General features: G+C 39.0%; 23 protein-coding genes, 2 tRNA genes and 1 rRNA gene. 15 read left to right on the top strand and 11 right to left on the bottom strand.

The features are described 5' to 3' along the window. The 10 genes from BHF69_RS11695 to dnaA all read right to left on the bottom strand — a co-directional run. Positions 1 to 272 (bottom strand): 16S ribosomal RNA (locus BHF69_RS11695); the annotation flags it as partial. Between the two features lie 391 nt (positions 273 to 663). Then, a tRNA-Ser gene (locus tag BHF69_RS11690) sits at positions 664 to 751 on the bottom strand. Positions 752 to 945: 194 nt separating this feature from the next. Next, complete coding sequence (locus BHF69_RS11685; protein WP_075671673.1) at positions 946 to 1,494, bottom strand: Fe-S-containing hydro-lyase; 549 nt, start codon at positions 1,492 to 1,494, stop codon at positions 946 to 948. Positions 1,495 to 1,532: 38 nt separating this feature from the next. Continuing rightward, positions 1,533 to 2,375 (bottom strand): fumarate hydratase, encoded by an 843-nt coding sequence (locus BHF69_RS11680; RefSeq protein ID WP_075671671.1) that lies wholly within the window; start codon positions 2,373 to 2,375, stop codon positions 1,533 to 1,535. 60 nt (positions 2,376 to 2,435) lie between these two features. Continuing rightward, positions 2,436 to 4,925: a DNA gyrase subunit A gene (gene gyrA, locus BHF69_RS11675; RefSeq protein ID WP_075671669.1), complete on the bottom strand. Its 2,490-nt coding sequence runs from the start codon at positions 4,923 to 4,925 to the stop codon at positions 2,436 to 2,438. Positions 4,926 to 4,940: 15 nt separating this feature from the next. Then, positions 4,941 to 6,869: a DNA topoisomerase (ATP-hydrolyzing) subunit B gene (gyrB, locus tag BHF69_RS11670; RefSeq protein WP_075671667.1), complete on the bottom strand. Its 1,929-nt coding sequence runs from the start codon at positions 6,867 to 6,869 to the stop codon at positions 4,941 to 4,943. After that, complete coding sequence (gene recF / locus BHF69_RS11665) at positions 6,853 to 7,965, bottom strand: DNA replication/repair protein RecF (RefSeq protein ID WP_075671665.1); 1,113 nt, start codon at positions 7,963 to 7,965, stop codon at positions 6,853 to 6,855. Before recF ends, gyrB begins: the two co-directional genes overlap by 17 nt. A 6-nt stretch (positions 7,966 to 7,971) precedes the next feature. After that, positions 7,972 to 8,181, bottom strand: coding sequence for an RNA-binding S4 domain-containing protein (locus tag BHF69_RS11660; RefSeq protein ID WP_075671663.1), 210 nt, complete (start codon positions 8,179 to 8,181; stop codon positions 7,972 to 7,974). 12 nt (positions 8,182 to 8,193) lie between these two features. Further along, a complete protein-coding gene (dnaN, locus tag BHF69_RS11655; RefSeq protein ID WP_075671661.1) occupies positions 8,194 to 9,306 on the bottom strand; it encodes a DNA polymerase III subunit beta in 1,113 nt (370 codons plus the stop codon). Positions 9,307 to 9,567: 261 nt separating this feature from the next. Next, on the bottom strand, positions 9,568 to 10,932 hold the full coding sequence (gene dnaA, locus BHF69_RS11650) for a chromosomal replication initiator protein DnaA (RefSeq protein WP_075671660.1): 1,365 nt from the start codon (positions 10,930 to 10,932) through the stop codon (positions 9,568 to 9,570). A 438-nt stretch (positions 10,933 to 11,370) separates the two neighbouring features. Between dnaA and rpmH the strand changes: the two genes are divergently transcribed. From rpmH to rsmG, 8 genes are all read left to right on the top strand, one after another. Beyond that, positions 11,371 to 11,505 carry a 50S ribosomal protein L34 gene (gene rpmH / locus BHF69_RS11645; protein WP_005351392.1) on the top strand — a complete coding sequence of 45 codons (135 nt, stop codon included), beginning with the start codon at positions 11,371 to 11,373 and terminating at the stop codon, positions 11,503 to 11,505. Positions 11,506 to 11,556: 51 nt separating this feature from the next. Further along, positions 11,557 to 11,895, top strand: a complete 339-nt coding sequence (gene rnpA / locus BHF69_RS11640) for a ribonuclease P protein component (protein ID WP_075671658.1) — start codon at positions 11,557 to 11,559, stop codon at positions 11,893 to 11,895. Positions 11,896 to 11,899: 4 nt separating this feature from the next. Continuing rightward, positions 11,900 to 12,115, top strand: coding sequence for a membrane protein insertion efficiency factor YidD (gene yidD, locus BHF69_RS11635; RefSeq protein WP_075671656.1), 216 nt, complete (start codon positions 11,900 to 11,902; stop codon positions 12,113 to 12,115). Between the two features lie 27 nt (positions 12,116 to 12,142). Continuing rightward, entirely contained in the window at positions 12,143 to 13,366 is a 1,224-nt protein-coding gene (locus BHF69_RS11630; RefSeq protein ID WP_075671654.1) for a YidC/Oxa1 family membrane protein insertase, read from the top strand. A 1-nt stretch (position 13,367) separates the two neighbouring features. Continuing rightward, positions 13,368 to 14,021 carry an RNA-binding cell elongation regulator Jag/EloR gene (jag, locus tag BHF69_RS11625; protein ID WP_075671652.1) on the top strand — a complete coding sequence of 218 codons (654 nt, stop codon included), beginning with the start codon at positions 13,368 to 13,370 and terminating at the stop codon, positions 14,019 to 14,021. Between the two features lie 107 nt (positions 14,022 to 14,128). Further along, a complete protein-coding gene (gene mnmE / locus BHF69_RS11620; protein WP_075671650.1) occupies positions 14,129 to 15,505 on the top strand; it encodes a tRNA uridine-5-carboxymethylaminomethyl(34) synthesis GTPase MnmE in 1,377 nt (458 codons plus the stop codon). Positions 15,506 to 15,521: 16 nt separating this feature from the next. Next, the gene (gene mnmG / locus BHF69_RS11615) at positions 15,522 to 17,408 is read left to right on the top strand and encodes a tRNA uridine-5-carboxymethylaminomethyl(34) synthesis enzyme MnmG (protein WP_075671860.1); all 1,887 of its coding nucleotides are present in this window, start codon (positions 15,522 to 15,524) and stop codon (positions 17,406 to 17,408) included. A gap of 24 nt (positions 17,409 to 17,432) precedes the next feature. Beyond that, a complete protein-coding gene (rsmG, locus tag BHF69_RS11610) occupies positions 17,433 to 18,140 on the top strand; it encodes a 16S rRNA (guanine(527)-N(7))-methyltransferase RsmG (RefSeq protein ID WP_075671648.1) in 708 nt (235 codons plus the stop codon). Here the strand turns inward: rsmG and BHF69_RS11605 are convergent. Further along, complete coding sequence (locus BHF69_RS11605) at positions 18,137 to 19,090, bottom strand: alpha/beta fold hydrolase (RefSeq protein ID WP_083651270.1); 954 nt, start codon at positions 19,088 to 19,090, stop codon at positions 18,137 to 18,139. The genes rsmG and BHF69_RS11605 overlap by 4 nt on opposite strands. A 119-nt stretch (positions 19,091 to 19,209) precedes the next feature. On the opposite strand from BHF69_RS11605, the gene BHF69_RS11600 reads away from it, so the two are divergent. The 7 genes from BHF69_RS11600 to BHF69_RS11570 all read left to right on the top strand — a co-directional run bounded on the left by BHF69_RS11600 (position 19,210) and on the right by BHF69_RS11570 (position 25,590). After that, a complete protein-coding gene (locus BHF69_RS11600; protein WP_075671644.1) occupies positions 19,210 to 19,929 on the top strand; it encodes a hypothetical protein in 720 nt (239 codons plus the stop codon). Positions 19,930 to 19,944: 15 nt separating this feature from the next. After that, positions 19,945 to 21,642: an arginine--tRNA ligase gene (argS, locus tag BHF69_RS11595; protein WP_075671642.1), complete on the top strand. Its 1,698-nt coding sequence runs from the start codon at positions 19,945 to 19,947 to the stop codon at positions 21,640 to 21,642. A gap of 182 nt (positions 21,643 to 21,824) precedes the next feature. Then, positions 21,825 to 22,607, top strand: a complete 783-nt coding sequence (locus BHF69_RS11590; RefSeq protein ID WP_075671640.1) for a ParA family protein — start codon at positions 21,825 to 21,827, stop codon at positions 22,605 to 22,607. Continuing rightward, positions 22,597 to 23,487: a ParB/RepB/Spo0J family partition protein gene (locus BHF69_RS11585; protein WP_075671638.1), complete on the top strand. Its 891-nt coding sequence runs from the start codon at positions 22,597 to 22,599 to the stop codon at positions 23,485 to 23,487. Before BHF69_RS11590 ends, BHF69_RS11585 begins: the two co-directional genes overlap by 11 nt. 13 nt (positions 23,488 to 23,500) lie before the next feature. Next, positions 23,501 to 23,974, top strand: coding sequence for a DUF4446 family protein (locus BHF69_RS11580; protein ID WP_075671858.1), 474 nt, complete (start codon positions 23,501 to 23,503; stop codon positions 23,972 to 23,974). Between the two features lie 77 nt (positions 23,975 to 24,051). After that, complete coding sequence (gene serS / locus BHF69_RS11575; protein ID WP_075671636.1) at positions 24,052 to 25,329, top strand: serine--tRNA ligase; 1,278 nt, start codon at positions 24,052 to 24,054, stop codon at positions 25,327 to 25,329. Positions 25,330 to 25,513: 184 nt separating this feature from the next. Continuing rightward, positions 25,514 to 25,590 (top strand) — tRNA-Arg (locus tag BHF69_RS11570). Positions 25,591 to 26,079 lie beyond the last annotated feature (489 nt).

Here is a 26,079-nt window from a genome sequence, read left to right as displayed (position 1 = left end):
CTGCCAACCAGCTAATCAGACGCGGGTCCATCTCATACCACCGGAGTTTTTCACACCGTACCATGCGGTACTGTGCGCTTATGCGGTATTAGCAGCCATTTCTGACTGTTATCCCCCTGTATGAGGCAGGTTACCCACGCGTTACTCACCCGTCCGCCACTCAGTCCCTCCAGTCTCATCCCGAAAGAATCGTCCGGAGCGCTTCGTTCGACTTGCATGTGTTAAGCACGCCGCCAGCGTTCATCCTGAGCCAGGATCAAACTCTCATGTTAAAGTTTCAATCCGGTCAAAATAACACTCGGCTATTTATCCCTTTTACTGTTCTAGGTTGTTGAATCTTCTTCAACGTCCGTCTGTCTTTTTCAAAAGACAGTGAAAATCTCATCTGAATTTTCAAGGATCTGTGATTGTTCAGTTTTCAATGTTCGATTCTGTTTTTTTGAAACAGCTTTTATATTTTATCACGATCTTTTTCTTTTGTCAAGAAGTTTTTTCAACTTTTTTCGACCGTGTTTTCTGTCGTTATTTGCGACAGCTTTTATATTCTATTAAAACCATTTCCGTTTGTCAAGAACTTTTTATTTTTTATTTGCATCATTTTGCAACAACTTTTATATCTTATCATCTCCCGATGTGATTGTCAATACCTTTTAAAGCAAAAACCGGAGAAGGAGGGATTTGAACCCTCGCGCCGCGCGAACGACCTACACCCTTAGCAGGGGCGCCTCTTCAGCCACTTGAGTACTTCTCCAATGCCTAAATTTATTAGGTATTTAGTTGTTACGTCAACATGACGCTTGATAATAATAGCAAAAAACAGCTGCCATGTCAATACTTTTTTTCAACTTTTTATTTTTTTCTACAATTTCACATCAGAACTCGTAAAAACCCGGTATGATCTGCCGATAAATTCCATTCTCTATCTGCAGATCATACCAAAAAAACTTATTGATCAGCATTTCCCTTTTTGAAATCTTCTACCGCTGTCTCATACAGATTATTCCCATTTTTATCGATGACAACGATGACCGGAAGATTTTCTATTTCCAATTTACGGATTGCTTCCGTTCCCAGGTCATCATAAGCAATTACTTCTGCCTTTTTAATACATTTTGATAATAAAGCTCCTGCACCGCCTACTGCAGCAAAATATACTGCCTGATTCTTTTTCATGCTTTCAATGACTTCTGGTGAGCGCTTTCCTTTTCCGATCATTCCTTTCAGACCATGTTCTAACATATAAGGAGTATACTTATCCATTCTGCTGCTGGTTGTTGGGCCTGCAGAACCAATAATCTGTCCCTCTTTTGCTGGCGAAGGTCCCAGATAATAGATAATATCATGATCTAGATCAATTGGAATTCCATTCTCATACATTCTCTTATGTGCAGCATCCCGTGCTGTATAAATGGTACCAGTAATATAAACATAATCTCCTGCTTTTAAACCATTGATCGTTTCATCAGATAATGGTGCTGTAATATTTTGATTCATCTTTTCTTTCCTCCTGGCTTTTACTGCTTCTAGCTCATCTAAATTGTTCTGGATACATGTCTGTTTACATGACAACAGATATTAACAGCTAATGGAAGTCCTGCAATATGAGTTGGATACGTCTCTACATTTACGGCAAGTGCTGTCGTGTTTCCTCCAAGCCCTCCAGGTCCAATGCCAAGTTGGTTGATTTCCTCGAGTAGTTCTCTTTCCAGCTGTGCTACATATGGAATGGAAGAAGGTTCTTCTGTATTACGGCTTAAAGCCTTTTTAGCAAGAAAGGCACATTTTTCGAAAGTTCCTCCCATACCAACTCCAACCACCATCGGAGGACAGGCATTTGGTCCTGCATCCTTTACGGCCTGAAGAACAGATGCCTTTACCCCTTCCAGACCATCGGCAGGCTTTAACATGAACACCCGACTCATATTCTCACTTCCAAATCCCTTTGGTGCCACAGTAATTTCAATCTGCTCTCCTGGAATCATATCATAATGGATCACTGCAGGGGTATTATCCTTTGTATTTTCCCGTTCAATTGGGTCCTTAACTACAGATTTACGCAGATATCCTTCTACATAGCCCTGTCGTACTCCTTCGTTAATTGCATCGGTCACATTCATACCCTCAATATGAACATCCTGCCCGATCTTAAAGAATACCACTGCCATTCCCGTGTCCTGACAGATTGGAATGCTCTCTTCTTTGGCAATACCCATATTCTCCTCTAACTGATTCAGAATCTGGGCGCCTAGACGTCCCGTTTCCTGTTCCTTTGCGTTCTTAAGTTTTCTTTTCATATCTTCGGATAATTCAAGATTTGCTTCTATGCACATCTCCTTGATATTTTTAATAATCTCATCTGTATGAATTGTTCTCATCACTTAAATACTCCTTAAATTAGCACCAAAAGGCTGCCACACAATATGGCAGCCTCCCGTTTATTCTTCCTCTATGATTGTTTCATTCTCAGCCTCATCTTCTGGCTCTTCTTTTAAAACACGCGTAATACTTGCAACTGCAGTATCATCCTTCACACTCATAACCTTTACTCCGGATGTATTTCTTCCAAGCATAGAAATCTGATTAACTTCGGTACGGATAATCACTCCATCTGTTGTGATCATCATGACTTCATCCTCTTCTTCCACCGCTTTGGCACCTACTACATATCCGGTCTTATCTAAGATCTTATAACAGATGACACCTTTACCACCGCGCTTCTGTGTCTTAAATTCATCCATCATGGTACGTTTGCCCATACCTTTTTCAGATACGATCAGCAGTTCTTCTCCCTGCTGTCTTGTCTGCATTGCAACGACCTCATCCTCCTCTGACAGATGAATGCCTAATACTCCCATGGAAACACGTCCAGTTCTTCTAACATCCTCTTTTTCAAAGCGAATGCACTGACCCATCTTGGTAACCAGGAAAATATCTGTAGGCTCTTCAATGAATTTTACTTCGATCAACTCATCATCGTCTCTTAATGCAATAGCTGCAAGTCCATTTTTCCTGATATTTCTATATTCTGTGACTACCGTCTTCTTAACCAGGCCCTTCTTCGTAGCCATGAACAGAACACCGTTTTCCCGGTATCCATCCACATCAATGACCGCCGTGATCTTCTCATCCGGCATTAACTGAAGCAGATTAACAATGGCCGTTCCTCTGGCTGTACGCCCGGATTCTGGAATTTCATAGGCCTTCAATCCATAGACCCTTCCCTTACTTGTGAAGAACATAATAAAATTATGAGTAGAAGTCATGAACATCTTTTCAATGAAATCCTCATTCAATGTCTGCATACCCTTAATTCCTTTACCGCCACGGTTCTGTGCTTTAAAGTTATCCTCAGTCATACGTTTGATATAACCTAATTTGGTCATGGTGATTACCGTATTTTCCTTTGGAATCATATCCTCTATGGAAATATCATCTACATCAAACCCGATGGAAGTTCTTCTTTCATCACCAAATTTATCCTTTACAAGAAGGATTTCTTCTTTGATCACTCCTAAAAGCACCTTTTCATCGGCAAGAATTTCTTCCAAGGCTTTGATCCGTTCGAGAAGTTCCTTATATTCCTTCTCTAATTTTTCCCGTTCCAAACCATTTAACGCACGCAGACGCATGTCAACAATTGCCTGTGCCTGTACATCGGTCAATCCGAAACGTTCCATTAATTCCGCTTTTGCCGCTGCAATATTAGCTGCTCCACGAATGATCTTAATGACTTCATCAATATGATCCTGTGCAATCAATAAGCCCTGTAAAATATGTGCCCTTTCCTGCGCTTTATTTAATTCATATCTGGTTCTTCTGGTCACAACATCCTTCTGATGCTCCAGATAATACATCAGCATCTGTTGCAAGTTCATGATCTTTGGTTCATTATTATGCAGTGCAAGCATAATAACTCCAAAGGAATCCTGCAGCTGTGTATGCTTAAACAGCTGGTTTAAAAGAACATTCGCATTGACATCCCGGCGCAGCTCTATACAGATACGCATACCGGAACGGTCAGACTCATCTCTTAAATCCGTAATTCCATCAATTTTCTTATCTTTCACTAATTCTGCGATCTTTTCGATCAAACGTGCTTTGTTTACCATATACGGCAGCTCTGAAACAATGATTCTCTGCTTTCCATTGGCCATTGGTTCAATATTGGTAACTGCACGCACCTTAATCTTGCCACGTCCGGTACGATAAGCACTTTCAATCCCCCGTCTTCCTAAAATCGTAGCTCCGGTAGGAAAATCCGGTCCCTTAATAATTTCTAACAGTTCCTCAATCTCTGTATCTCTGTCTTCTTCCACCTGATTATCAATGATCTTTACTACGCCATCAATAACCTCTCTCAGATTATGAGGTGGAATATTCGTTGCCATACCTACTGCAATTCCCTGGGTTCCATTAACCAGAAGATTTGGGTAACGTGCTGGAAGTACAAGGGGTTCTTTTTCTGTCTCGTCAAAGTTCGGTGCGAAATCCACCGTATTTTTATTAATATCCGCCAGCATCTCCATGGAAATCTTACTAAGACGTGCCTCCGTATAACGCATAGCAGCTGCTCCGTCTCCGTCCACGGAACCAAAATTTCCATGTCCATCTACCAGTGGATAGCGGGTAGACCACTCCTGGGCAAGATTTACCAGTGCTCCATAGATAGAGCTATCTCCGTGTGGATGGTATTTACCCATGGTATCACCGACGATACGGGCACATTTACGATGTGGCTTGTCCGGACCGTTGTTCAATTCAATCATTGCATATAGGATTCTTCTCTGTACCGGCTTTAAACCATCACGTACATCTGGAAGTGCTCTCGAAGCAATTACACTCATGGCATAGTCTATGTAAGAAGTTTCCATGGTCTTCTTCAGATCTATCTCATGAACTTTATCAAAAATATTACTATCATCCATGTAAATCTTCCTCCACTAAATATCTAAATTCTTAACGTATTTCGCATTTTCTTCGATAAATTTTCGTCTTGGTTCCACCTTATCACCCATAAGTGTATTGAACGTCAAGTCTACCTCAGACTCCGTTTCTTCGTCGATATTTACTCGAAGCAGGATTCTCTTCTCTGGATCCATGGTTGTATCCCAAAGCTGTTCTGCATCCATTTCCCCTAACCCTTTATAACGCTGAATCTTGTTATTCTGATCACGTCCAATCTCCGTCAGGATTTGGTTCAGTTCATCATCACTATAAGCGTACCAGACCTTTTTATTCTTTTCAATCCGGTATAAAGGCGGCTGTGCCAGATATACATGTCCGCCCGTGATCAATTCTGGCATAAAACGATAGAAGAAGGTGAGCAGAAGCGTAGAAATATGCGCTCCATCTACATCGGCATCGGTCATAATGATGATCTTATGATATCTCAGCTTGGAAATATCAAAATCCTCATGAATTCCCGTTCCAAATGCTGTGATCATGGCTTTGATCTCGTTATTCACCAAAATCTTATCCAGCCTTGCCTTCTCTACATTCAGAATTTTTCCTCGAAGTGGTAAAATAGCCTGGGTCGCACGGGATCTGGCTGTCTTCGCAGAACCTCCCGCAGAATCTCCCTCAACAATATAAATTTCACACTTGGAAGGGTCTTTTTCCGAACAATCTGCCAGCTTTCCAGGCAATGCTGCCGTCTCAAGTGCCGTCTTTCTTCTGGTTAGATCTCTGGCCTTTCTTGCTGCATCTCTGGCCCTCTGTGCCAATACAGCCTTCTCACAGATTGCTCTTGCTACGGTAGGATTCTGTTCCAGATAAATCTTCAGCTGCTCGCTGACAATGCTATCAACAGCACCTCTAGCCTCACTATTGCCCAGTTTCTGCTTGGTCTGTCCTTCAAACTGAGGTTCTCCGATCTTAATGCTGATGATCGCTACCAGGCCTTCTCTGATGTCCTCTCCGGAAAGATTGCTTTCTGAATCCTTTAACAGCTTATTCTTTCTCGCATAATCATTAAAGGTCTTAGTCATTGCATTTTTAAACCCAGACAGATGTGTTCCTCCTTCTGGTGTGATGATGTTATTTACAAAGCTGTAAATATTCTCATTGAAGGAATCATTGTGCTGAAATGCCACCTCTACATAGACCTGATCCTTCATTCCTTCACAATAGATCACGTCCGGATAATATTCATCTTTATTCTGGTTTAAGTAAGTGACAAACTCCTTAATTCCGCCTTCATAGTGAAATTTATGTGCTACCGGCTCATCTGGACGCTCATCCTTTAAAAGAATCTTCAAATTCTTGGTCAGAAATGCAGTCTCCCGCAATCTCTGCACCAGGGTATTTAAATCAAAGATCGTCGTTTCAAAAATCTTTCCATCCGGTTTAAAGTGTACGATGGTTCCTCTATGGTCAGTGTCACCAGTGACCTTTAACGGATAGCAGACTTTTCCCCGTTCATAACGCTGCTTATGAATCTTGCCTTCTGTGTGAACCTCTACCTCTAGCCATTCAGAAAGAGCATTTACAACAGAAGAACCAACACCATGAAGTCCTCCAGACACCTTATAGCCGCCACCGCCGAATTTTCCACCAGCATGCAGAATCGTAAAAACTACCTCTACAGAAGAAATTCCTTTTTTCTTATTGATTCCTACTGGAATTCCACGACCGTTATCTTTTACCGTAACAGAATTATCTTTATGAATGATCACTTCAATGGTATCACAATATCCGGCCAGTGCCTCATCCACCGCATTATCTACAATCTCATAGACTAAATGATGCAGACCCTTTTCTGAAGTACTGCCAATATACATTCCCGGTCTTTTTCTTACGGCCTCCAGCCCTTCTAAAATCTGAATCTGGTCTGCACCATATTCCGCTGTTTTTTTATTTTCCATGCTCATGGCTTGCCTCCTGCTCTTCTTTTACAATCTTTCCGTTTTTAACATAAAACATTTTATCAATGGCCAACTGGCTGTTCACAAACTCTTCCAGTCCTGTACAGGTAATAAATGTCTGAATATCCTGAATGCCCTCCAATAGATATCTCTTTCGGTTGCTGTCAAGCTCTGAAAGAACATCATCCAGCAACAGCACCGGCTTATCTTTGGTCTTTTTCTTTACCAACTCAATTTCAGCCAGCTTAAGAGATAAGGCTGCGCTTCGCTGCTGTCCCTGAGAACCATACGTTCTTACATCAATGCCATTTACCATAAATTTAATATCATCTCTGTGTGGACCTGTTCCGGTATTCCGATATCGCAAATCCATCTCTCTTCGCTTTTTCAGCTGATCCATGAAAGCGTTCGCATCTACCTGGTTCTCATATGTAACAATGATCTCTTCCCTTCCACCGGTCAGCTTCTGATGAATTCCACCGATAATCTCATTCAATTCCTCAATAAATGCTTTTCTTTTCTCAATGATCGATGCTCCATACTGTACAAGCTGGCTGTCCCAGACCTCAAGAGTATCCACCAAATCCTCCTGAAATGCAATTTGCGCAAGCAACTGATTCCTTTGCCTCAAAGTTTTATTATACTGCGCAAGATGGAACATGTAAATCTTTTGAAGCTGACAAAGTTCCATATCCAGAAATCGCCTGCGCTCTCCTGGGCCATTTTTAATAATAGATAAATCCTCTGGAGAAAAGAAAATAATATTGAGCATGCCTAATAAATCGCTGGATTTTCGAATAGGAATCCCATCAATGGCAATCCCCTTTGTCTTTTTCTTCTTCAGATGCAGATCAATACGATGATCCACATCTCTTTTATTTAGAATCAATCGGATATGAGCCTCTTCCTCTCCAAAACGGATCAGCTCCTTGTCCTTACTGCCACGATGGGATTTACTGGTTCCACTTACATAAATGGATTCTAGAATATTCGTCTTTCCCTGCGCATTATCTCCAAAGAATAAATTACTGCCCGTAGAAAAGGACACAGCCAGATTCTCATAATTTCTGTAATTCTTAAGTTCCAGTGATCTGATATACATAATGTTCTATTTTTCAATGTGGATCGTCATATCATCAAACTGTACAACGGCTCCATCATATAACTTTCTTCCTCGTCTTGTTTCAATCTCTCCATCCACCATAACGAGTCCCTGCTGGATCACTTCCTTGGCTTCCACTCCAGATTCCACCAGACCGGCCGCTTTCAATGCCTGTCCCAGTTTAATATAATCATCTCTTAATTTTATCAATTCCATTTTTGCACCTCATTAAATATTTGCGGCATTGAAGTTTACCGGTAAAATCAGATATACATAAGATTGCGCGGCATCCTTGATAAAGCAAGGAGCCTTTGGATTTACCAGATAAATATCAATAACTTCATCGTCAATAACTCTTAACGCATCCATCAGGAACTTTGGATTAAATCCGATCAGCAGATCCTTTCCTTCTTTTCGGATGTAGATTTCCTCTTTCATGGATCCAATAAAGGACTGGATGGAAAGCTGCATGCTGTCTTCCTGAATATTGATGACGATCGGCTTCTTGTCAGATTCCCGAATCAGCAGGGAAGCACGGTCAATACAATTTAAAAATTCCTTTTTATTGATCTGAATCTTTGTCTCGTAATCGGTAGAAAGCATTTGATTGATATTATAGTATTCCCCTTCCAACAGACGTGAAACAACAATTGTCTGATCTAATTCAAATAAAATGTGCTTATTGGTAAAATAGATATGGACTTCATCTTCTGTTCCACCATTTAAGATCTTGCTCAGATCAGAGAGTGTTTTTCCAGGAACGACAACTTTGATATTTTCATAACAATCTTTTAGTTCTATATTTCGTATAGAGATACGATGACCATCTAAAGATACCACCTTTAGATTATCGTCAGAAATCTCAAACAATTCTCCAGTCATTAATTTGTTGCTCTCATTATCAGAAATTGAGAAAATTGTCTGTCTAATTACTTCTTTTAACATAAATTGAGATATGGTAATAGACTGTTGCTTTTCAATCTCCGGAAGTAATGGGAAGTCTTCACCCCCCTGACCAGAAATGGTAAATTTCGATTTTTCGCAGGTAATCACTGCCTGATGGCTGGAATTTGTTGTAATAGTGATATCATTGTCCGGTAATTTTCGCACAATTTCGGAAAATAACTTGGCATTTAATGCAATTTTCCCAGGTTCTAATACATTTCCTTCTATTACAGTTTCAATACCAAGTTCCATATCATTGGCAGTTAACGTGATTGTTTGATTGCTGACTTCTAATAAGATACATTCTAAAATTGGTAAAGTGGTCTTATTGGAGACTGCTTTTAGAACAATATTCACTCCCTGCAGCAGACTTGATTTTGTACACACAATTTTCATGATGTGAATAACTCCTTTCGGGTGATTTTATACTATATATATTTATTAATTTCCGTCGTAATAGTAGTAGGGGGTGTCGAAATGTTTATAAGTGAAAAAAAGCTAGAAATCATCAAAAAAATGAATGTTTATAACTTCTTGAAATCACTCATTTTTTTGAAGGATAACTAAAAGCTTTTCCACACCCCCAAAAGGCCCTTTTGCTCATCCACATATTATCAACAGCCTTTTAACATTAGGTTGTGAAAAGGGATGAAGGGGTTAATTTGGATTGATTTTCTTGGTTAAAACATCAATGGTATTTTGCAGACCTGTATTGTTCTGCAGATCGTTTTCAATTTTCTGATAACCATGAATGATGGTAGAGTGGTCTCGTTTTCCAAGCACTGCAGCGATTGCCTTTAGGGACTTATCTGTATGTTTTTTGCATAAATACATGGCAATCTGGCGTGGATAAGCGATTTCCTGGCTCTTTTTTCTGGATTTGATATCGGCTAAGGAGATATTAAAATGCTCACAAACGATATCTACGATCAGATCCAGTGTAATTTCCCGTTCACCCTGAGGAGTAATTAAGTCTTTTAGCGCTTCCTGCGCCAATTCAAGGTCGATTGGTTTTCTCTTAAGTTTGGAATAAACGCAGATTTTATTTAATGCACCTTCCAGTTCACGAATGTTGGATTTTACATTATTGGCAACGTATTCCATGATCTCTGTATCAATATTAATATTGTCAAGTTCCGCCCGTTTATTTAAAATTGCCATTCGGGTTTCATAGTCTGGAGGTTGAATATCTGCGGTCAAACCCCATTCGAAACGGGAACGGAAACGTTCATCTAAAATCTGCATATCTTTTGGAGGTTTATCGGAAGAGATAATAATCTGCTTGTTTTCTTCATATAATGAATTAAACGTATGGAAAAATTCTTCCTGTGTACTTTCTTTTCCTATGATAAACTGAATATCATCGATTAAGAGAACGTCAATATTGCGATATTTGTTACGAAATTCTTCATTTTTGTTGTGTTTCAAACAATCAATTAATTCATTCGTAAATTTTTCGCTGGTAACATATAGAACTTTCATTCCTTTTTTGTGTTCTATAATGTAATGTGCGATGGAATGCATCAAATGAGTCTTTCCAAGTCCGGCACCCCCATACAAAAATAGAGGATTGTATGTCTCGCCCGGAGCATCGGCAACTGCTACGCTGGCTGCCTGAGCCAGTTCGTTATTTTTACCAATGACAAAAGTTTCAAATGTATAACGTTCATTCAGATTGGAAAGCATCTGGCTTTTCTGGATATCTGCTGCAGATTCTTTCTTCTTTGGAGCAGGTGCTTCCTCAATTTCTACTTCATCTGAAAGACAAATATCTATGGTGTATTCCACACCGATTAAGTCCTGGATAGCCAATCCGATGGAAAGATCGTAAAAGCGGTGTTTGATAAATTCCACCCCTCGTTTGTCGTATTTTTTATCCATTAAAAAGGTGATTTTACCATCTGAAACCTTGTATACCTGCAACGGACGAATCCAGGTATTGGCAGCAGCTTCGGTTATATCATACTTTTGAACTAATTGAGTGAGAACCTGGTCCCATATCTCTTTTATCTTTTCTTCCATAGGTATTTATCCACTTACCCTTTCTAAATTACATAGTACTTTATACTAATAATAAAGCAAAAGTGGATAGATTTCAAGTTGATAGTGTGGATAAGTTTATAGCATGTGGATATATTATAATAAGAAGAAACCCAATTGACAGAAAAACCATGTGGAAAACGTGATTTCACATATAAACAGTCGAAAACGGCAGAAAATATAGGGATTATAGGTAGAGTGCAGAAAAAAATCAACAGGCTTTTGTAAAGTTATGCACAAGTTACCCACAAATTGTGGATAACTTTGTGTTTAACCACAAGATATCCTGTTGACAGAAAAAAATAAAAGATTTACTTGACGAAAGCCATTGAAATTTATATAATGGGAGTGGTGTTTTTATGACATAAAAAAGGATTATAGTAAATATCGAAATAGAAATAATAAGGAGGTGCCTGAATTATGAAAATGACATTTCAGCCAAAAAAGAGACAGAGATCTAAAGTTCATGGTTTTAGAAAAAGAATGAGCACTGCTAACGGTAGAAAAGTATTAGCTAGAAGAAGAGCAAAAGGAAGAAATAAATTATCAGCTTAGGGTCGCAAACTTTTGTGACCTTTTCTTTTCTCTGTTTTTAAGGGTGTAAAAATGAAACAATATGAATCTTTAAAAAAGTCTGGAGATTTTTCTTTGGTCTATCATCAGGGCCAGTCAAAGGCCAATCGACAACTGGTCATGTACATTAGAGAGAATGGACTGGGGAAAAACCGATTAGGTATATCAGTTAGTAAGAAAATAGGAAACAGTGTGGTAAGACATCGATTGACAAGAGTCATCCGAGAAGTATATCGGTTGAATAAGGAAGAACTTATTCAGGGCTTGGATATCGTAGTGATTGCCAGGGGAGGGGCGAAAGGAAAAGGATATGAAGATCTGAAAGGGTCGTTTTTTCATTTGGCCGGACTCCATAAAATAGTAAAGAAGTGAAATTATGATAAAAAAAGCAGCATTAGGTTGTATTCGCTTTTATCAGAAATATTTATCAGCAATGAAAGGTGGAGGAACCTGTAAGTATACACCCACATGTTCACAATATGCCATTGAGGCGATTGAAAAATATGGCCTCATAAAGGGCGGCGCTCTTGCTGCCTGGAGAATCTTAAGATGTAATCCTTTTGCAACGGGTGGATATGATCCGGTTCCCTGATTATAAGAAAGGTAAGGTAGTATACTTATGATGTTAGCATCAAGCAGCGGCGGAATTTTAGGTCCGATCGCCATGTTACTTGGGCATATCATTGAGTGGATTTATGATATTCTGGAAATGTGTGGAATTCAGAATATTGGTCTGAGTATTATTTTGTTTACATTAGTAACCAAGATTATTTTATTCCCATTAACATTAAATCAGCAGAGATTTACAAAGGTAAATCAGATTATGCAGCCTGAGATGAATAAGATTCAGAAGAAATATCGTAACAAACGCGATCAGGCTTCTATGTTAAAGCAGCAGGAAGAGATGAATGCTTTATATGAAAAGTATGGAGCAAGTCCGACCAGCGGATGTCTTCCATTATTAATTCAGATGCCGATCTTACTGGCATTGTATCGTGTTGTTATGGATATCCCTACTTATATTCCGAAAGTATATGAGGCTTATGAAGTGGTTGCAAAACCGATCATGGCACAGGGCGGTTATGTAAAAACGCTTCAGGGAATTGGAAAAGCAGTAAAATTAACATCCCGTTACACTCTGGATGCTCATCCGGCAGTGTCAGATGTGGTATCTTATTTATCTCATCTGCCAAACGAAGCATGGGATATGATTGCACAGAAGCTTCCTGGAGCAGCAGATGTTATTTCAGCTAATGTGGATCAGCTGATGCATATGAATGATTTTGTATTTGGAATTAATATTACACAGTCACCAGGATTCCGTATTTCTGCATATTTACTGATTCCAATTATTGCAGCAGGAGCACAGTATCTTTCTGCAAAGGTATCTATGGGAAATATTGATGACAGCAATCCTGCAGCAGCAACATCTAAGAATATGATGATGTTCATGCCGATCATGTCATTTGTAATGTGTGTGACATTGCCAGCAGCGATTGGTATTTACTGGGCTGCATCCGCAGCATTCCAGGTAATCCAGCAGGTTTGCCTGAATCTCTATTATGATCGTGCAGATATGGATAAGATTATTGAAAAGCAGCGTAAGAAATACGCAAAGAAGAAAGCAAAGAAAAAAGGGAAACCATCTCTTACAGATAAATTGATGGGCACAGCAGAAACTGCAGATGCCCAGGCTGGACAGGCATCTAATAGCAAAGTCAAAAGTGCAGCTAATATTAATACAAAAAATCTTGATGCAAAATTTAACAGCACGAAAGGCGGTTCTATTGCTTCCAAAGCCAATATCGTAAAAGAGTTGGATAGTAAAAAGGGAGGTAACTAGAATGGAAAATACACGTTTTGAAGGGAAAACGGTGTCAGATGCTGTGATGAATGCAGCTATGGAGCTTGGAATCCCAAGCAGTGAGCTGGAATATGAAGTTGTAGATGAAGGCAATAAAGGTTTTTTGGGAATTTTTAACGTAAAGCCTGCAGTCATTGAAATTATAAAAAAAGAATCACTGCTAGATATCACTACCGATTATTTGAATGAATTATTTGATGCCATGGGAGTAAAGACCGAGTGTCAGATTAAGTTTGATGAAGAAAATAATTTTATGGATATCAATTTAAGCGGCGATGATATGGGAATCTTAATTGGAAAAAGAGGACAGACCTTAGATTCCTTACAGTATTTAATCAGCCTGTTCGTCAACAAGAACAGTGAGAACTATGTAAAAGTTCAGTTAGATACGGAAAATTACCGTGAAAGAAGAAAAAAGACCTTGGAAAATCTTGCGCATAACATTGCTTACAAGGTTAAGCGTACAAGAAGATCCGTTTCACTTGAACCTATGAATCCATATGAAAGAAGAATTATTCATTCTGCATTACAGAATGACAGATACGTATGTACAAAGAGTGAAGGCGAAGATCCATATAGAAAAGTAGTGATCATGTTAAAAAGAAACGACAGAAATCACGAAAGACGTAATTAAATGATACAGAGGGTTGCCTTATGGCAGCCCTTTTCTTATAATGATAGAAAATTACTTTTGATGTTTTGTAATATAGAAGAGCAGACTATGAGAAAGGAGATTAGGTTATGTTTCGAAATGATACAATTGCGGCGATTTCTACTGCTATGGCAGATGGAGGAATCGGAATCGTCAGAATCAGTGGGGATGAAGCCTGTCAGGTTATGGAAAAGGTCTTTCGTCCAGCCAAAAAGAAAGATATGAAATCCGTAGATTCTCATACGGCTCATTATGGTTATATTTATGATGGAGAAAAGAAGATAGATGAATGTATCTGTCTGATCATGCGGGCACCTCATACGTATACGAGGGAAGATGTAGTGGAAATCAACTGCCACGGTGGTGTGACGGTCATGAAAAAGGTTCTGGAGACGGTGATAAGGCATGGCGCTCGTCCAGCAGAGCCGGGAGAATTTACAAAACGTGCATTTTTAAATGGACGAATTGACTTATCACAGGCAGAAGCGGTGATGGATGTGATTTCTTCAAAAAATGAATTTGCTCTGGAAAGCTCTTTAAAGCAGCTGGAAGGTTCTCTAAAAAAGAAGATTGAGGAAATCAGAAAGGTGATCATCCATAATATTGCGGCCATTGAGTCGGCATTGGATGATCCGGAGCACATGACCATTGATGGTTATGGGCAGCAGCTGCTTGTGGATGTGAAGAAATTAAAAGAGGAAATAACGATTCTCATTGATACTGCGGATAATGGCCGGATTCTGAAAGAGGGAATTAAGACCGTTATTATCGGAAAGCCAAATGCAGGAAAATCCTCTCTTTTGAATATTTTAGTGGGAGAAGAGAGAGCCATTGTTACAGATATTGCAGGGACTACCAGAGATACGCTGGAAGAATCCATTAATATTCATGGAATTCCGCTAAATATCATTGATACAGCAGGAATTCGGGATACCGAAGATATCATAGAGAAGATTGGAGTAGATAAAGCCAAAGAAAGCATTGCATCTGCGGATCTGGTGCTTTATGTGGTAGATATGTCCAGAGAACTGGACCATAACGATGACATTATCATGGACATGATCCGGGAGAAAAAGGTCATCGTATTATTAAATAAGTCTGATCTGGATAAGAAGATCGATGCAGATTGGATGAAGAAAAAGCTTTTAAAGGAAACGGTTGAGATTTCTACAAAAACTCAGGAAGGAATTCTCAAGTTTTATGAGATTTTAAAGGATATGTTTTTCCAGGGAAATTTAAGCTTTAATAATGAGATTTATATTACAAATATGAGACACAAAAATGCGTTAAATGAGGCATTGGAGAGTCTTTCCATGGTGGAGCAGAGCATTATGGATGATATGCCGGAGGATTTTTATTCCATTGATCTGATGAATGCGTATGAAGCATTGGGATATATCATTGGAGAATCTCTGGGTGAAGATTTGGTAAATGAGATTTTCAGTGAATTTTGCATGGGCAAATAGTAAGGAGAAAGAAGACATGGCATTGCTAGAAGAAACTTATGATATCGTAGTAGTAGGTGCAGGACATGCAGGCTGTGAAGCAGCTCTTGCGTGTGCCAGACTGGGATTTGAGACCATTTGCTTTACTGTCAGCATGGATAGTGTGGCTTTGATGCCGTGTAATCCTAACGTTGGTGGTAGTTCCAAGGGACATTTGGTAAAGGAAATCGATGCTTTAGGCGGAGAGATGGGAATCAATATTGATAAAACCTATATTCAGTCTAAGATGCTCAATAAATCAAAAGGGCCGGCGGTGCATTCGCTGCGTGCTCAGGCGGATAAAGCGGAATACTCCAGACATATGAGAATGACCATGGAGAATACCGAACATCTGACTCTTAGACAGGCAGAGGTAGTAGAAATTCTGGCAGAGGATGGTAAGGTGTGCGGCGTGAAAACATATTCCGGTGCGATTTATCATGCCAAAGCAGTCGTATTGGCGACTGGAACTTATTTAAAAGCCAGATGTATTTATGGAGAGGTCAGCAACGCTACAGGGCCAAATGGACTTCAGGCGGCCAATTATCTGACCGATTCCTTAAAATCTCTGGGAATTGAGATGTATCGCTTTAAGACAGGAACACCGGCCAGAATTGATAAGAGAAGTATTAATTTTGATGTAATGGAAGAACAATTTGGGGATGAGAATATTGTTCCATTCAGTTTTACCAATAAGGAAGAGGATATTAAGCGACCACAGATTTCCTGCTGGCTGACCTATACCAATGAGGAAACCCACAATATTATCCGGGAGAATCTGCATCGGTCTCCATTATTCTCTGGAGCGATTGAGGGAACAGGACCGAGATATTGTCCATCCATTGAGGATAAAGTAGTAAAATTTGCAGATAAGAACCGCCACCAGGTATTTATTGAGCCGGAAGGAGAATATACCAATGAGATGTATGTGGGTGGTATGTCAAGTTCTTTGCCGGAGGATGTTCAATATAAGATGTATCGTTCTGTAAAGGGACTGGAAAATGTTAAAATTGTAAGAAATGCATATGCCATTGAATATGACTGTATCAATCCAATGCAGTTAAAAGCGTCTCTGGAATTTAAAGCGGTAGATGGATTGTTTAGTGGTGGCCAGTTTAATGGAAGTTCAGGATATGAAGAAGCCGCAGCACAGGGATTGATCGCAGGAATCAATGCGTGCAGAAAGCTTCAGGGAAAGGAGCCGGTCATTCTGAAACGTTCCGAAGCTTATATTGGCGTGCTGATCGATGATCTGGTTACCAAAGAGACTCATGAGCCATATCGTATGATGACATCCAGAGCAGAATATCGCCTGTTGTTACGTCAGGATAATGCAGATTTGCGATTGACACCGATTGGACATGAGGTGGGATTGATAAATGAGGAACGATATGAAGCGTTGTTAGAGAAGGAAAAGCAGATCAAAGCAGAAGTGGAAAGAGTCAATGGAAAGAAGATCGGAGCGTCCAAAGAAGTGCAGGAATTGTTAGAGCAGTTGGGAAGCTCAACCTTAAAGACAGCAGTGACATTAGGAGAACTGATCCGACGTCCGGAGTTAAAGTATGAAGATCTGGCTTCCATTGATCCAGAAAGACCGCAGCTGGATGACGATGTGGTAAATCAGGTTAATATTAATATCAAATATGACGGCTATATTTCCAGACAGATGAAGCAGGTAGAGCAGTTTAAGAAGTTAGAAGTTAAGACGATACCAGAGGAGATTGACTATGAAAAGGTGGGAAGTCTTAGAAAGGAAGCAGTCCAGAAGCTTAGTAAGATCCGTCCTCATTCCATTGGACAGGCATCCAGAATTTCTGGAGTATCTCCTGCGGATATTTCTGTATTGCTCGTCTATCTGGAACAATATCGTAGAAATCAATCATAAGAAATGATCAAATTGGGAGAACATATGGAACAATTAAGAAAAAAAGCTGAAATTCTTGGCATTTCTCTGACGGAACAACAATGCCTTCAATTTCAGAAGTATTATGAATATCTTATTGAGAAGAATAAAGTGATGAATCTGACTGGGATTACGGAAAAGGAAGAAGTGATCGATAAGCATTTTATCGATAGTCTTGGACTGGCAGCCAAGATGGATCTGACAAAGCCGCTTACGGTACTGGATCTTGGGACTGGAGCAGGATTTCCAGGAATTCCGTTAAAGATTGCATTTCCAAATCTGACCATCACCTTGTTGGATTCTCTGAATAAAAGAATCAAGTTTTTAGATGAAGTCATTGATCTGTTGGGACTGACTGGAATTGAGACGATCCATGGAAGAGCAGAGGATTATGCAAAGCCGGGAAAGTTAAGAGAACAGTTTGATCTGTGTGTATCCAGGGCAGTTGCTAATTTATCCTCCTTATCCGAATACTGCATTCCTTATGTAAAGGAAGGGGGATACTTTATTCCTTATAAGTCCGGAAATATCGATGAAGAACTAAAAAAGGCAGGACATGCCATCGGGATGCTGGGCGGAAAGGTTGAGAGCGTAGAGGAATTCCAGATTCCAGGTACCGATATTGAAAGAACCTTTGTAAAAATAAAAAAAAGAAAGGCAACCCCAAAAAGATTTCCGAGAAAAGCGGGGATGCCTTCCAAAGATCCACTTTAGAAAAGAATGTCACAGATGGACAAGATTTCTTTCGGCTGGTCCAAATGTGGAAAATGATAAGAATCATCGATAACAGATGCTTCAATGGCTGGATTGAGTACCTGATATTGTTCAATGGTATTCATATAGTCTGGTTCGTTGTCGCTTAGAACCATATAAATGCTGTTATTGACATTTTTAATAGCGTGAATAAAATTGGTATCTACATAATGAGCCTTTAAGCTGGCATGCAGATACTTGGCATTACTTCCAGACAAATGTGCTGCCTCATAGAAATATGGAGCATACCGGTGAGCAAGATGTTCATGTCTTGAAGAAAATATCTGTCTGGCTTTGTACATCATGCCTTCCTTCGTGTGGACCATGAGGTAGATCAAGGTACCGATGGTATGGCACTCTAAAAGATATTTTAATAATTTGTGCTTGGAATTAGGTATTCGATTACCTTTGGATACATTCTCTGGATTGATCAGCATGATGTTGTGATAATAGGATTCTTCCGTGCAGCAGGCCATCATTACGATAGAGGATGACTTTCCAGATACCATAACATCAGTGGTTGATTTGATGACATCCTTAATAAAATCATTGATCATCTGCACATACAGATAAGCAGTATATGTAATTGCTGGCTTTTCAGAACGGCCACATCCAAGAAGATCCAGAGCATATACCGTATGCTTTTTTGATAGCTGATGAATCAGTTCATGGAATTCGATGGAGGATCCATAAGAGGATAACTCGTGTATCAGCAGAATTGGAGAACCCTCTCCTTCGCAGGTATAAAAAAGTTTACCAAAACGCCAGTCATAGTACATTCCATCTTTGGTTGGCAGAACGGATTTTCGATTTGCCAGTTTAATAATCATCTGGTTAAATAAGTTGATCAAAAGAATGGGAATTATAATCAGAATGGATAGTTTAGTTATTTTTTTGTGTTTTGATTCCATAATGAAGCTCCTTTCTCGTATATAGCTTTATTATATGATAAATGAGCTGTAGATACAATTGGTTTTTGGGGTTTTCAATTGCCGATTTATCGTTTATTATTTAGAAGGGAAGTGAAAATATGAGGGAAGAGTTGTGTGAATATCTGTCTCATGAATATATGAAGTGTGTAAAAGAAGAAGAAGAACTGGTGCAGCAGAAATACAGCCTGCAGACAAAGCAAAGCAAGGCAGAGAAGAACTTGTATTTTCATGCGGAAGAAGAAAAAAAACGACAATTGTTCTCTCCGTTGGTGCTGCATGGATATGATTACAGTAAGGAACTGACACAGGAAAACCTGCAGTTAAACGATGCAGGCAATCAGCTTCAGGCATGTGAAGAGAAATTAGCGAAGCTAAACGAAAAAAAGAAGAAGCTAAAAGAATTTATGAGTGCTTTTCGGGAGATGCCGGAGAAGAAAGAAGAGGAGACTGAGAAGGCAGAGGAAGAGCGAGTACCATTTTTTCCAGCATTTTATGAGCTGGCTGAGCATACCAGGCGGTCATTGCCAGAAACGGAATTTCTATATGATGAAGAAGAAATGGACCAGGAGATTTGGATGACATTTGCATTCCTTACCGGATGGAAACAATTGTTTCGTTATATATTGGAAAACATGACAATATCTGACATATTGTTTCGAACTGTAGTGGAAGAGAAGGCAAAGCTGGTATTGGAATGTGTATCAGATACTTCATTGAAACAGGAAGAAAAGCAAGCATTAGAACAACAATTATCAAAGGGATATTCGGTTCATGAGTGGAAGGAAGATTCTTTTGAAATTCATATTACATTAGAATAGAAAAGGAAGGTTTTTATGAAAACAAAAATTGCAGAATTATTAGCAGAGAAAATAGAAGGATTTGATGTAGAAAAAGTGGAGCAGCTTTTGGAAGTACCTCCAAAGGCAGATATGGGGGATTTTGCTTTTCCATGCTTTCAGTTAGCAAAGGTATTTCGTAAGGCACCGAATATGATTGCGGCAGAACTGGCAGAGCAGATCGGAGAGCAGGATTTTCTATCTAAAGTAGAGGTAAAAGGTGCATATCTGAACTTTTTTGTAAATAAGACAATCTTCGTACAACAAGTAATGGAACGTGCCACTGAGCCAGGTTATGGAAAAAGCTCTATGGGGGAAGGAAAGACGATCTGTATCGACTATTCTTCTCCGAACGTAGCAAAGAAATTCCATGTAGGTCATTTGCGTACAACGATCATCGGAAATTCTTTATATAAAATTTTTACAAAGCTGGGATATAAGGTAGAAAGAATCAATCATTTGGGTGACTGGGGAACCCAGTTTGGTAAGCTGATCGTAGCTTATAAAAAGTGGGGAAGCAAAGAAGCAGTAGAAGAGAATGGAATTGCAGAGCTGATGAAGATTTATGTAAAATTCCATGAAGAAGCAGAAAAGGACGATTCTTTAAATGATGAAGCCAGAGCATGGTTCACTAAGATGGAACAGGGAGATCAGGAAGCACTTTCTATCTGGCAGTGGTTTAAGGATATCTCTTTAGTAGAATACAAAAAGACGTATGAGATGTTAGGCATTGAATTTGATTCCTACGCAGGAGAAAGCTTTTATTGTGATAAATCCAAACGCGTGATCGACGAATGTAATGCGAAGAACCTGTTAGAAGAAAGTGAAGGTGCTTATATTGTACGTCTGGATGAGTATAATATGGCTCCATGTATCGTAATGAAAAAGGACGGAAGTTCTATCTATGCGACCCGTGACCTGGCAGCTGTATTATATAGAAAGGATACGTATGATTTTGACAAATGTATCTATGTTACTGGTTTGGAGCAGAAGCTTCACTTTGCACAGGTATTTAAAGTCATTGAATTATTAGGATATGAATGGGCAAAGGATCAGCTGGTACACGTACCATATGGGCTGGTAAGCTTAAAGGGTGGAAAGCTTTCCACTCGTAAAGGAAATATCATTTATGCAGAGGATATTTTAAACGAATCTGTAAATCGTATTAAAGAAATTATTGCAGAAAAGAACCCAAATCTTCCAGATAAAGACGATGTAGCACATAAAGTCGGTGTAGGGGCTATTCTGTTCAATGATTTATATAATCAGAGAATCAAAGATGTGGTATTTGACTGGGATAAGATTCATAACTTCGATGGTGAGACAGGCCCTTATGTCCAGTATACTTATGCACGTGCGGCAAGTATCTTAAGAAAACGTCAGATGACAGAAGCCCAAATACCTGGTAATATTGACTGTAGCGTATTGACCGATGAGGCATCCATTGCATTATTAAAAGAAATCAATCGCTATCCAGAAGTAATCAAAACGGCAGCAGATCGTTTGGAACCATCTGTAGTTGCACGTTATGCTATGGCAGTGGCACAGGCATTTAATAAGTTTTACCATGACAATCAGTGTATTGTGGAAGACGAAACGGTATGCAATGCAAGAATAAAATTATTATCAGTGGCAAAAGGAATCTTAAAAGATTCTCTTGGATTACTTGGAATTGAATGTCCAGAACAGATGTAAAAGCGTTCAAGTTAAATTGAATAATATAAGAAGAGAAAAGTGCTGTCCAAGGATGGTGCTTTTCTTTTTGTGTAATACTTTATTATGTTTCACGTGAAACATTCTATTTTAATTAAACAAAACCTATTGTTTCACGTGAAACATGTGATATAATAAGGTTCAGAGAAAAAAGGAGGCTGATTATGGGCAGAGTAATAGCAATAGCCAATCAGAAGGGTGGAGTCGGTAAAACGACGACAGCCATTAATTTAGCATCCTGTATCGCAGATAAGAATAAAAGTGTACTGGCCATTGATATGGATCCACAGGGAAATATGACAAGTGGATTTGGTATTGATAAGAATGAATTAGAAAATACTACATATGACTTGCTAGTAGATGATGAATTCCAGGTAGAGGATTGCATTATAAAGAATCTGTTTAAGCAGTTATCGATTCTTCCAGCCAATCGAAATCTGGCAGGTGCTGAAATTGAATTGTTGACAGAGAAGGATATGCAGCAGATTTTAAGAAATAAACTGGAAGATGTGATTGATGATTATGATTTTATTATCATTGATTGTCCTCCAGCACTTGGAATACTAACGGTTAATGCAATGACAGCTGCGGATACAGTAATTGTACCAATTCAATGTGAATTTTTTGCGTTGGATGGTTTGACACAGTTAATTTATACCATTGGTCTGATTCAGAAGAGTTTAAATCCAGATCTGACGATTGAAGGGGTTGTATTCACCATGTATGATGCAAGAACCAATCTTTCCCTTCAGGTTGTGGAAAATGTAAAGGATTGTCTGGATCAAAATATTTATAAGACAATTATTCCGAGAAATGTAAAATTAGCAGAGGCACCAAGTCATGGATTGCCAATTAATTTTTATGCTCCAAAATCTTCAGGAGCAGAAAGCTATAATCAACTAGCAGATGAAGTAATTAATAATAGTGAGGTATCGTATGACGGCTAAGAAGAAAAATGCATTGGGAAAAGGATTGAATGTATTAATTCCAGAGACTGGACCTCAGCCGCCCCAGAGAAGACGCAGAAAATCATCTTCAGAAGCGTCGGATCAGGGTGTCATGATCTCCGTTAATGAGATAGAGCCGAATCGAAATCAGCCACGAAAGACATTTGACGATGCATCTCTTCAGGAACTTGCAGAGTCTATCAAACAATTTGGGATTATTCAGCCAATTGTTGTAAAGAAGAAAGACGAATATTATGAAATCATAGCAGGGGAACGAAGATGGCGTGCAGCCAAGATTGCGGGGCTTTTGGAAGTGCCAGTCATCGTAAAGGAATACAAAGAAAATGAAATTGTAGAAATTTCTTTAATTGAGAATATTCAGAGAGAAAACTTAAATCCAATTGAAGAAGCACAGGCTTATAAGACTTTGATGGAAGAGTTTGAATTAAAACAGGAAGAGGTAGCACAAAAGGTATCGAAAAGCCGGTCTACGATCACCAACTCCTTAAGACTGTTGAAGCTGACGAAAGAAGTGCAGGAGATGTTAGTAGAAGAAAAGATTTCTATGGGACATGCCAGAGCACTGCTGGCCATTACGGATCCGGATATACAGATTTCTGTTGCAAAAAAGGTATATGAAGAAGCCTTAAGCGTAAGAGATATTGAAAAGCTTGTAAAAGACATGGCAAAACCTGCAAAAAAAGAGGAAAAAGAACCAAATGAATATCAATACCTCTATCGAGATATAGAGGAAAATCTAAAACAGATTCTTGGGAATAAGGTTACGATCAAAAACAGGAAAAATAACAAGGGTAAGATTGAAATCGAATACTATTCGCAGGATGATTTAGAAAGAATTATTGAATTATTACAAAGATAAGGCAGGTGAAAGAATGTACGGAGTGGATTTAGAGATTATCATTATGGCATTGGCAGGAGTAATTGCAGTGCTTTTTGTGCTGGTAATTGTTCTATTCGTTAAGCTGTCTAAATTAAATAAAAAATATGCACAGTTTATGGCAGGCAGCGATGGTAAATCCTTGGAAGAAAATGTAAAAGAGAATTATACGTTGATGAAAAGCATTGAATTAAAACAGCAGCAGCAGGATTTGGATATCCTGGATATCTCTGATCGAGTAGATAACTGTATCTCCAAGAGCAAAATGGTAAGATACAATGCGTTTAAAGATATGGGTGGAAAGCTGAGCTTTGCATTATCCATGTTAAATGATAAAAAAGATGGTTATATTTTAAATTGTATGCACAGTAATAATGGAAGTTATATTTACGGAAAAGAGATTAAACATGGAGAATGTGAGATCGAACTTTCCAAAGAAGAAGTGGAATCTATCAATGGTGCACGATAAGGCTTCCGAAGGACTTGGATATTGAAAATGAAAAGCATCTATACTATAATGAATAGCATAGTGATTAGGAGGAAATTATGTTAGATATAAAATTATTGAGAAACAACTTTGAAGAAGTGGAAAAAGCACTTTCTACAAGAAATGAAGATTTCGATTTATCAAAATTTAAAGATCTGGACGAAAGAAGAAGAGCTTTATTAGCAGAGATGGAAGTAAAGAAAAGCGAACAGAAGAAGGTTTCCAAACAGATTCCTGCTATGAAGAAAGCTGGCGAAGATGTAACTGCTGTACTTGCAGAGATGAAAGAATTAGCAGATGAAGTCAAAGAATTAAATGGACAGGTAAATGAAGTAGAAGCAGAATTAAATGCATGGATGTTAACCATTCCAAACATTCCACATCCAAGCGTACCTCAGGGTGAAACGGATGAAGATAATGTAGAGATTAGAAAATTCGGAGAACCCACAAAATTTGATTTTGAACCAAAAGCACATTGGGATCTTGGTAAGGATCTTGGAATCTTAGATCCAGAAACAGCTGCAAAGATCTCTGGTGCAAGATTTACGGTATATCGTGATCTGGGTGCAAGATTAGAAAGAGCAATCATGAACTTTTTCTTAGATACTCATACAAGCAAACACGGATATACAGAAGTATTTCCTCCATTTATGGTAAGCAGAGAAAGTATGACAGGTACTGGACAGCTTCCAAAATTCGAAGAAGATGCATATAAGGTATTAGGAGATGGAAAAGAATACTTCTTAGTTCCTACTGCAGAAGTACCAGTAACCAATATGTATCGTGAACAGATCTTAGATGGGGCAGATCTGCCAATCAAGCACTGTGCTTATACTGCATGCTTTCGAGCAGAAGCAGGATCTGCCGGAAGAGATACGAGAGGCTTGATCCGTCAGCATCAGTTCAACAAAGTAGAATTAGTAAAATTCACAAAACCAGAAGATTCTTATGAAGAATTAGAAAAATTGACACATGATGCAGAAGAAGTACTTCAGATGTTAGGTCTTCCATATCGTGTCGTTAAGATTTGTATCGGTGATTTAGGATTCACTGCAGCAATGAAATATGATATCGAAGTATGGATGCCAAGCTATGGCCGTTATGTAGAAATCTCAAGCTGTTCTAACTTTGAAGAATTCCAGGCAAGAAGAGCGAACATCAAATACAAAGATAATATCAAAGACAAAGCAAAATACGTTCATACCTTAAATGGAAGTGGTGTTGCAATTGGAAGAACTACTGCAGCGATTATGGAAAACTATCAGCAGGCAGACGGAAGCATTGTCATTCCAGAAGTATTAAGACCATATATGGGTGGCGTAGAAGTAATCAAATAAGTTTTGCAAAATTTTGAAAAATATATTATAATAAAACAGCCGTCTGAAACGACGGCTGATGGGTTCCTTTAGTTTAACGGATAAAACAAACGCCTCCTAAGGTTACGTTACAACGGCCACCTTGGAAAAACCTTAGTTGGGAGCTGAGTCCGATCATTACGGAGGCTGACAAAAAAATAAATACGTCCCAATAGCTCAGTTGGATAGAGCACACGCCTCCTAAGCGTGGGGTCGGAGGTTCAAGTCCTCTTTGGGACGCCAGCTAACAACGCCGAAAGCCTTTGTTTTCAAGGGTTTTCGGCTTTTTTAACAAATTCCAGTGTGATTGCTGAGACGAAATAATGTTTTCAAATTTTACTTCAAATTCTGATTTTTGACAAGCCCTAAAAAATCGAACTGCTGTGATAAGACAAAAATTTCTGCTAATCATTAGCAGAAAAAGGGCCGTTTTTGCTAATGAAAATGCGCTTCCAGCTAATTAGGCGAAAAAACGTGCTAAAAACCTTGCTAATTCAAAAGGCGGATGTTCCGAGTGCTAAGCCGTTATAAGAAATAAAATTGAATACTATCATGTACATAGAGCGTCTATTTGCCCCTGTATCGGGGATGGATAGACGCTCTTTTTTTATGCCCAAAATTCATGGGTAAATCTGAAAGATTGGAGGTTTGATTTTTGAGTAAAATCGTCTATTCCCCAGACAAGCCAAACGACTGCCGCTACTGTCATTTTTGGAAAAACAATAAAACGGG

Origin of the sequence: Anaerostipes sp. 992a (genome assembly GCF_001940245.1) — a bacterium.
GTDB lineage: Bacteria > Bacillota > Clostridia > Lachnospirales > Lachnospiraceae > Fimousia.
Note: the sequence above shows the minus strand (reverse complement) of the source record. Positions and strands in the feature narration are given on the sequence as shown.